Annotated in this window: 3 protein-coding genes; all 3 read right to left on the minus strand. The window is 70.9% G+C overall.

The features are described from left to right. On the minus strand, positions 1-6,632 hold a 6,632-nt coding region (locus tag ACFVYN_RS40605), incomplete at its 3' end, for an amino acid adenylation domain-containing protein (protein ID WP_390007799.1). Then, positions 6,629-8,971, minus strand: a complete 2,343-nt coding sequence (locus tag ACFVYN_RS40610; protein ID WP_390007801.1) for an amino acid adenylation domain-containing protein — start codon at positions 8,969-8,971, stop codon at positions 6,629-6,631. The genes ACFVYN_RS40605 and ACFVYN_RS40610, both read right to left, overlap by 4 nt. Then, positions 8,971-9,140, minus strand: a 170-nt coding sequence (locus tag ACFVYN_RS40615) for a phosphopantetheine-binding protein (protein ID WP_390007803.1), incomplete at its 5' end; no start/stop codon positions are given. The genes ACFVYN_RS40610 and ACFVYN_RS40615, both read right to left, overlap by 1 nt.

Here is a 9,140-nt window from a genome sequence, read left to right on the forward strand (position 1 = left end):
CCCTCCCACACCACCGCCGTGCGGTAGATGTCATGCCGGTCCACCACCTGCTGCAGCGCAGCGGCAAACCCGCCCACCCGGGCACGCGAGTCCAGCTCCAGAACCGCCGGCATGACATAGGCGTCATCGCCGCCCGTCCCCGCCATCAGATGGTGGAAGAGGATGCCCTCCTGAAGCGGCGCCAGCGGATAGACGTCCGCGACATTGCCCGCCCCGCCCTCGACCGCTGCGACGACCGTCTCGATCTCGTCGCCATCCAGGTCCACCAGCGGCAGCATCTCCGGAGTGATCACCTCCGTACCCACGGGGATACGGTTCTCCGGCACCACCACCCGCTCGGCACCGGCCACAGCCGCCAGCCCCGCCACCGTAGGCGTCTCGAAAAGAGCCCGCACGGGCAGGGACACACCGCGCCCACGCAGCAGCTCCACCAGGCGTACGGCGAGCAGGGAGTGCCCGCCGAGCGCGAAGAAGTCGTCGTCGACGCCGACGCTGTCCAGGCCCAGGACTTCGGCGAACGCCGTGCACAGCAGGCTTTCACGGGGTGTTGACGGTTCCCGGCCCACTCCGGCGGCGTACGCCGGTGCCGGGAGGGCTTTGCGGTCCAGCTTTCCGTTGGTGGTCAGCGGGAGGGCGTCCAGCACCACCACCGCCGACGGCACCATGTACTCGGGCAGTAGCTCGCCCACGAACTCCCGCACCAGCGGCGACAGGCCCTCCTCTACCTTCCCTTCCTCGGGTACGACGTAGGCGACCAGGCGTTTGTCGCCCGGGCTGTCCTCACGCACCACCACCGCCGCCTGCGCAAGCGCCGGATACGCCGCGACAGCGGCCTGCACCTCGCCCGGCTCGATCCGGAACCCCCGGATCTTCACCTGCGCGTCCGCCCGCCCCGCGAACACCAGCTGCCCATCAGCCGTCCACCGCACCCGGTCCCCGGTGCGATACATCCGCTCACCGTCGGCGAACGGGCACGCCACAAACCGCTCCGCCGTCACCCCGGCCCGCCCCGCATACCCGCGCGCCAGCCCCGCACCAGCGATGTACAACTCGCCCACCACACCGACCGGCACCGGGCTGAGCGCATCATCGAGGACGTACAGCCGTGTGTTGGCAACCGGAGCACCGAACGGAACCGGCCCCTCCTTTTCCGGTTCCACCTGACCGGCCGCGACCATGACGGTGGCTTCCGTCGGCCCGTAGGTGTTCACCAGTCGGCGCCCGGCCGCCCAGATCCCCGCCGCCTGTGCGCTGATCGCCTCGGCGCCCACCACCAGGGTGCGTATGCCGGCCAGGTCTGCCGGGGTCAGTACGCCCAGCAGCGAGGGCACCACGCTCGCCACCTGTACGTCGGCCGACTCGACCAGCTCGCGCAGCAGCGTCGGTTCGGCGCGCTCCGCCGCACCTGCCACCACGAGCCGCGCCCCGGCGGACAGGGCCACGGCCACGTCCAGCACCGAGGCGTCGAAGCTGAACGAAGCGAACTGCAGTACTCCAACGCCCGGGCCCGCCCCGAAGACCGGCCGGAACGCCGCTGCGCCATTGGCCAGGGAACGGTGGCTTACGGCAACTCCCTTCGGGCGGCCTGTCGACCCCGAGGTGTAGATGACGTACGCCAGCTGCCCGGCGGCCTCCACCACCGGCAGGGGGCTCGCAGGCTGCGCGGCCGACGCCGGATCGTCCAGGGCAACGACCGGCAGGTCGGCCGGAAGCGAGTCGGATCCCGCCGTCGTCACGGCGCACACCGCGCCCGCGTCCGCGAGCATGAAGGCGACCCGCTCGGCCGGCAGACCGGGATCCACCGGCACGTACGCGCCACCGGCCATCCATACGCCGACGATCGCCGTCACCATGTCCACGCCGCGTGGAAGGCTCAAAGCCACGACGGACTCCGGGCCCACTCCGGACTGTCGCAGCAGAAGGGCCAGGCGATTCGCCTGCGCGACCAACATCCCGTACGAGAGCTCGGTCCCGTCGCAGATCACGGCCGTCGCCTCGGGAGTGCGAACGGCGTGGGCGGCGATCAGCTGCGGAACGGAGTCGCCCGGGAGCGCCGCCGCCGTGTCGTTCCACTCCACCAGCGCTCGGTGACGCTCGTCGTCGTCCAGTATGTCGAACCCGCTGACGGGCAGGTCCGGGTGGGCGGCAAGTGTCTCGAGGACGCGCGTCCAGCGCTTGGCGATGTGCTCCACCGACTCGGCGTCGAAGAGGTCCGCCGCACCGATCAGTGCGCCGCGGAGCCCTCCCGGACGACCTTGGTCGTCGAACTGTTCGTCCACCGTCAGGTCCAGGTCGAACCTGGCCACCGTCGCACCGCTCGTGGCCTCGTTGGCGTGACTGCGGGTGTGGGCTCCGGGGAGGTCGAGGGTGGCGCGGTCGGTGTTCTGAAGGGTCAGCATGACCTGGAAGAGGGGGTGGCGGGCCAGTGATCGGGCCGGTGCCAGTTCCTCCACCAGTCGCTCGAACGGCACGTCCTGATGCGAGAGCGCGGCCACGCTCGTCTCCCGCACCCGCGCCAGCAGCTGCCCGAACGTCGGATCGCCCGACAGGTCTGCGCGGACCACGACGGTGTTCACGAAGAAGCCGACCAGCTCGTCCATCGCCTCATCGGTGCGCCCCGCCACCGCCCCGCCGATCGGGATGTCACTGCCCGCTCCGAGCCGCGACAGCAGCACCGCCAACGCCGCCTGCAACAGCATCGACAGCGTCACCCCGCGCTCACGGGCCACCTCCGCCAGCCGCTGATGCAACTCGGCCGGCACCTCCAGCGGCACCCCCACCCCCCGATGACTGGCCATGGCAGGACGCGGCCGGTCGAACGGCAATGCCAGCTCCTCCGGCGCCCCGTCCAACGCCGCCCGCCAATACGCCACCTGCTGCGCCATGACACTCGCAGGATCGCCCGCATCCCCCAGCAACTCCCGCTGCCACAACGCATAGTCCGCGTACTGCACCGGCAACGCCGACCAGTGCGGCTCACGACCCTCCCGACGCGCGGCGTACGCGGCCGAGACATCCCGGGCCAGGGGACCCATCGACCAGCCGTCCCCCGCCACGTGATGCACGACCAGAACCAGCACGTGCGCCTCGGGACCGGCGGTGAACAGCCATGCCTTGACGGGCACTTCGTCAGCGAGATCAAAGGCATGCCCGGACGCCGCCGTCACCGCGGCCTGCAGCTCGTCCTCTGCGACCTCGACCACCTGGAGGTCCCACACCAAGTCTTTGACCTCGATGATCTGTTGGTACGGCTCGCCGTCCGCCACCCCGATCACCGTACGCAGCACCTCGTGCCGATGCAGCACATCATGCAGCGCCGCATTCAACGCAACAGGATCAACGTCTCCCGACAACCGCAACGCCACCGGCAGGTTGTAGACCGCACTGGGCCCCTCCAACTGCCCGATGAACCACAGCCGTTGCTGCGCATACGACAACGGCACCCGCCGCGGCCGCTCCCGCACCACCAACGCCGACCGCGCCCCACCCGCCTCCGTCAACCGCCCCGCCAAGCCCGCCGGCGTCGACGCCTCGAACAACAGCCGCAGCGGTACCTCCACTCCCAACACCGCGCGAATACGGCTCACCAACCGCACCGCCAACAGCGAATGACCGCCCAGCTGGAAGAAGTCCTCGTCTCCCCCGACACCCTCCAGCCCCAACACCTGCGCGAACGCCCCGCACAGCAGCTCCTCCCGCACCGTGGCCGGCCCCCGGCCCACCACCCCACCCCCGCCGTACTCCGGCACCGGCAGCGCCCGCCGATCCACCTTCCCGTTCGCCGTCAACGGCAAGGCATCCAGCACCACCACCGCCGACGGCACCATGTACTCCGGCAGCCGTGTGCTTACCAACCCGCGTACCGAACCGGCCACTTCGCCGCCCGGCCTGGCGCCGTCCACCACCACATACGCCACCAGCCGCCTGTCCCCCGGCACATCCTCCCGAGCCACCACCAGCGCCTGCTCGACCCCCGGGTGCGAGGCCACCACCGCCTCCACCTCGCCGGGCTCGATCCGGAACCCCCGGATCTTCACCTGCTCATCCGCACGCCCCGCGAACACCAACCGGCCGTCGCCACCCCACCGCACGCGGTCCCCGGTCCGGTACATCCGCTCACCGTCGGCAAACGGACACGCCACAAACCGCTCCGCCGACAGCCCCGCCCGCCCCACATAACCCCGCGCCAACCCCGCACCCGCGATGTACAACTCCCCCACCACACCCACCGGCACCGGGGAGAGGGCATCGTCCAGAACGAACACCCGCGTGTTGTCCAACGGCCGCCCGATCGGCAGCACATCCGTGGTGACCTGTCGGGTCTCCAGCTGGGTCGCGCAGAGCGTCACCTCCGTCGGACCGTACAGGTGACGTACCGTCACACCATGGCATGCCTGCAGCACCTGCCGCACCGACGCAGCCGGCACGAGATCCCCGCCCGTCAGGACCTCCTGCACGCCGTCGAAGCACCCGGGGTCCTCCTGGGCCAGCACCCGCAGCAGCCCGGCGGTCACATGGACATGCGTCAGCCCGAAGGCGGCGATCAGCCCTCGCAGCCCTGCCGCGTCCATCTCCCGTTCCGGAGCCACGACCACACGGGCACCCGCGCACAGCGGTCCCCAGATCTCATAGGTCGAGGCATCGAACACGTGCGGCGCGTGAAAGAGCACCCGGGACTCGGGGGACAGGGCCCAGCACCGGTCCGAGACGAGTCCCGTCACGTCGCCGTGGGTGGCCGCCACACCCTTAGGCCGGCCCGTCGACCCCGAGGTGTACATCACGTACGCCACATGCTCGGGACGCAGCGCCACCCCGGGAGAGGTCACTGCCTCCTGCGCGAGCGCAGCCACCACCCCCGGGTCGTCCAGCACCACCGAGGACACGCCCTCGGGCAGTACGTCGGCCGGCCTGGAGACGGTCACCGCGCAGACGGCCTCCGAGTCCTTGAGCATGAAGGCGATCCGGTCGGCGGGATAGCCGGGATCGACGGGCAGGAAGGCCCCTCCGGCCTTGAGCACCCCCAGCAGCGCCACCACCAGGTCGACGGAACGCTCCATGAGCACCGCGACCACACACTCCGGTCCCACCCCCGACCGGCGCAGCAGATGCGCCAGCCGGTTCGCCCGTGCGTCGAGGTCCGCGTACGAGAGCTCGGTCCCGCCGTCGGTGAGTGCTGTCGCGTCCGGGGTGCGGATCGCCCGGGTCTCGAAGAGGCCGGGCAGCGTCGTCCCCGCGTCTCCGGTCGCAGTGTCGTTCCACTCCGCCAGTACCTTCCGGCGCTCTCCCGGTTCGAACACATCCACTTCGTTCAGCCGGACATCCGGCCCGGAGCACAGCGTCTCCAGTACGCGCACCAGCCGGCCGCCGATCCGCTCCACGGAGGCCCGGTCGAACAGGTCCGCCGACCCGGTCAGCTCGCCGCGCACCCCGGCGGGGCGGCCCTGGGCGTCGAAGACCTCACCCATCATCAGGTCGAGATCGAACTTCGCATCCGCCGGCCCGTCGGCTGCGCTCCCCGACATGCCCCTGACCTGCGCACCGGGCAGGTCGAGTGCCGCCCGGGCGTTGTTCTGCACGGTCAGCATGACCTGGAACAGCGGGTGCCGGGCCAGCGAACGCGTGGGGGCCAGCTCCTCCACCAGCCGCTCGAACGGCACGTCCTGATGCGCGAAGGCGGCCAGGCTCGACTTGTGCACCCGCTCGAGGACCTGTCCGAAGGTGGGGTTCCCGGAGAGGTCGGTGCGTATCACGAGGGTGTTGACGAAGAAGCCGATCAGGTCGTCCAGCGCCTCGTCCGTACGCCCCGCCACCGCGACCCCGACGGGAATGTCGCTGCCCGCTCCCAGGCGGGACAGCAGTACCGCCAGACCGGCCTGCAGCACGACGAACGGCGTCACGTCGTGCGCCCGTGCCAGTTCCAGGAGCCGCCTGTGCACGTCGGCGGGCAGCTGCAGGGGCACACGGTGCCCGCGATGGCTCGCGACCGCGGGGTACGCGCGGTCGACGGGGAGTTCCAGCTCCTCCGGTGCGCCGGCCAGCGCCTCACGCCAGTAGGCGACCTGGCGCGACATGACGCTGTTCGGGTCCTGCTCGTCGCCGAGCATCTCCCGCTGCCACAGCGCGTAGTCGGCGTACTGCACGGGCAGCGGCTGCCAGTCCGGCTCCCGTCCCTCCCGGCGGGCCGCATAGGCGACGGAGATGTCCCGCGCGAGCGGTGCCGTCGACCAGCCGTCACTTGCGATGTGATGCACGACCAGTACCAGAACGTTCTCGTCCGTACCGGCCGTGAACAGCCAGGCCTTGACCGGTATCTCGGCCGCAAGATCGAAGGTGCAGCCGGACGCCTTCCCGACCGCCGCGGCCAGCTCCTGCTCGGCGACCTCGACGACTTCCAACTGCCAGTTCAGCTGGGCGAGTTCGAGGATCCGCTGGTACGGCTCGCCGTCCTGCACGCCGATGACCGTACGCAGCACCTCGTGCCGGCCCAGCACGTCCCGCAGCGCCGCCGCCAGTGCCGCCCGGTCGACGTCCCCTGACAGCCGCAGCGCCAGCGGAAGGTTGTACATCGCGTGCGGGCCCTCGAGCTGGGTGGTGAACCACAGTCGCTGCTGGGCGTACGACAACGGAATCATCGGGACTCCTCCTGCTTGCGCATCGGTCGAAGGGCGGGCCTGCGGGCGGACTTCTGATGGGCGACCTGCCGGGCGAGCCGCGCGACCGTGGGCGCCTCGAACAGCGCCTTGACCGGCATCTCCACGCCGAACTTCCTGCGCACCCGATTGGTGACCCGATGGGCGAGCAGGGAGTTCCCGCCGAGTTCGAAGAAGTTGTCGTCGACTCCCACGTTCGCCAGGCCGAGGACCTGCGCGAACGCGGTGCAGAGGAATTCCTCCCGCTCATCGGAGGGCGGCCTTCCCGTCCCAGCGGTCTTCGTATGGTCGGGAGGGGGCAGCGCCTCGCGGTCGAGCTTGCCGTTGACGGTCAGCGGCAGTGCGTCGAGCACGATCACCGACGTGGGGACCATGTGCTCGGGCAGCCGTTGCTCTGTGAACTGCCGGACCAGGCCGCCCAGTTGCGCGGATCCGTCGGCCTCCGCGGCTTCGGGTACGACGTAGGCGACCAGGCGCCGGTCGCCGGGGGTGTCCTCGCGGGCGATCACGGCCGCCTGGCGTACGGCGGGGTGCGCGGCGACGACCGTCTGCACCTCACCCGGCTCGACCCGGAACCCCCGGATCTTCACCTGCTCGTCCGCCCGCCCCGCGAACACCAGCTGTCCGTCGGCCCGCATACGCACCCGGTCCCCGGATCGGTACATGCGCTGCCCCGCCTCGAAGGGGCACGAGACAAAGCGTTCGGCGGACAGGCCGGCGCGGCCCACGTACCCGCGTGCCAACTGCGCCCCGGCTATGTACAGCTCGCCATGGGCCCCTGGCAGGACCGGACGCAGCCGCTCGTCGAGTACGTAGAGGCGGGTGTTGGCGACCGGCCGCCCGATCGGCACCGCGTCGTCCATCGGATCACCGGCTCTGACCTCGAACACGGAGCATCCGACCACGGTCTCCGTCGGCCCGTACTCGTTGACCACCACGCAATCCGGCGCACGGCGCAGCCAGCCGCTCACCACGGATCCCGCCAACGCCTCGCCGCCCACGATCAGTCGGCGGGCCGCCGCTGCCGCCTGTCCGTCCGAGAGCATCTCGTCCAGCAGGGGCAAGTGCCCCGGAACCACCTTGGCCAGCCCGAAATCCCCATGCCGACGGATCAGGGCCGCCAGCCCTTCGGCACCTCCGCCCGGGCTGACCGCCACCGCGGATCCCGAGACGAGCGGCACCAGCACACTCGTCACCGTCAGGTCGAAGGCCAGTGAGGAGTGCAGGGGCGCCCCGCCGCCCCCGGACTCCATGTCGTACGCGCCTACGGCCCAGGCCACGTAGTTGGCCAGTCCGCGGTGGGTCACAGCCACGCCCTTGGGCCGGCCCGTCGAACCCGATGTGTAGATGACGTACGCCAGTTGCTCCGGCGCCACCGGGACCGCCGGCGGCGTCTGAGGCAACACGGCCAGCGCTGCACGCGTCGCCGGCGCGTCCACCTCGACCAGCGCCGGCGCGTCCTTCTCGACCGTCGCCGGCCGCCCCACCGGCAGCTGTTCCGTCCCCACCAGCACCGCCGCCCGGCTGTCCGCCACCATGAACGCAACCCGCTCCGCCGGATACTCCGGATCGACCGGCAGATACGCCGCCCCCGCCTTCCACACCCCCAGCATCGCCACGACCATCTCCACCCCGCGCGGCAGACACAGCCCCACCACCGACTCCGCCCGCACACCCCGCCCGATCAGGAAATGCGCCAACCGATTCGCCCGGCCGTCGAGCTGCGCATACGACACCTCCTCATCCCCACACACCACCGCGACCGCATCCGGGGTCCGCGCCACCTGCGCCTCGAACAACCCCGCCACCGAAACCGGCGCGGCATCCACCCTTGTCTCGTGTCGGCCTCCCGGTAGCCCGATGTGCGCGGAGTCGGTTGGGTGGCCCGGCAGCTGTCGCTCCCACAGCCCATGGTCCAGCGGCAGAGTGGTCCAGCCCGGGCCCGTGCATCGGGCTCCGTACTCGGCCGGGACCTCCTGCGCCAGGAGGCCCGTCGGCCAGCCGTCCCAGACGGTGTGATGCACCACCAGGATCAGCACGTGCTCCTTGAGCCCGGTTGTGAAGAGCCAGGCCCGCACGGGCGCCTCGGAGGTCAGATCGAAGGCGTATCCAGACGCCCGCCCGATCGCACCGGCCAGCTCGTCCTCGCCCACCTGCTCGGCCTGCAACACCCAGGAGTGCTCACCCAGATCGACGTGCCTGCCCAGCACATCCCGCAGCGCCTCATCCAGCACACCGGGGTCCACCGCGCCCGACAGTCGTAAGGACCACAGCCGCTGCTGCGCGGCAGAAGCAGCAGAAGCAGCAGAAGACGAGGCCATCAGGACTCCCTGCGCATCGGCCGCAACGAGGGCCTGGCGGGTGCTTGGCTGTCGACCTGCTCGGCGAGCGCGGCAGGTGTCGGGGTGATGTACACGGTCTGCAGCGGGAGTTCGACGCCCAGAACGGTGCGGATACGGCTGACCAGCCGCATCGCGAGGAGGGAGTGGC

This window comes from Streptomyces sp. NPDC058307 (assembly GCF_042880295.1).
GTDB lineage: Bacteria > Actinomycetota > Actinomycetes > Streptomycetales > Streptomycetaceae > Streptomyces.

Coding starts and splice junctions, on each gene's coding strand:
- ACFVYN_RS40610 (WP_390007801.1), bottom strand. CDS start 8,971: ATGGCCTCGTCTTCTGCTGCTTCTGCTGCTTCTGCCGCGCAGCAGCGG.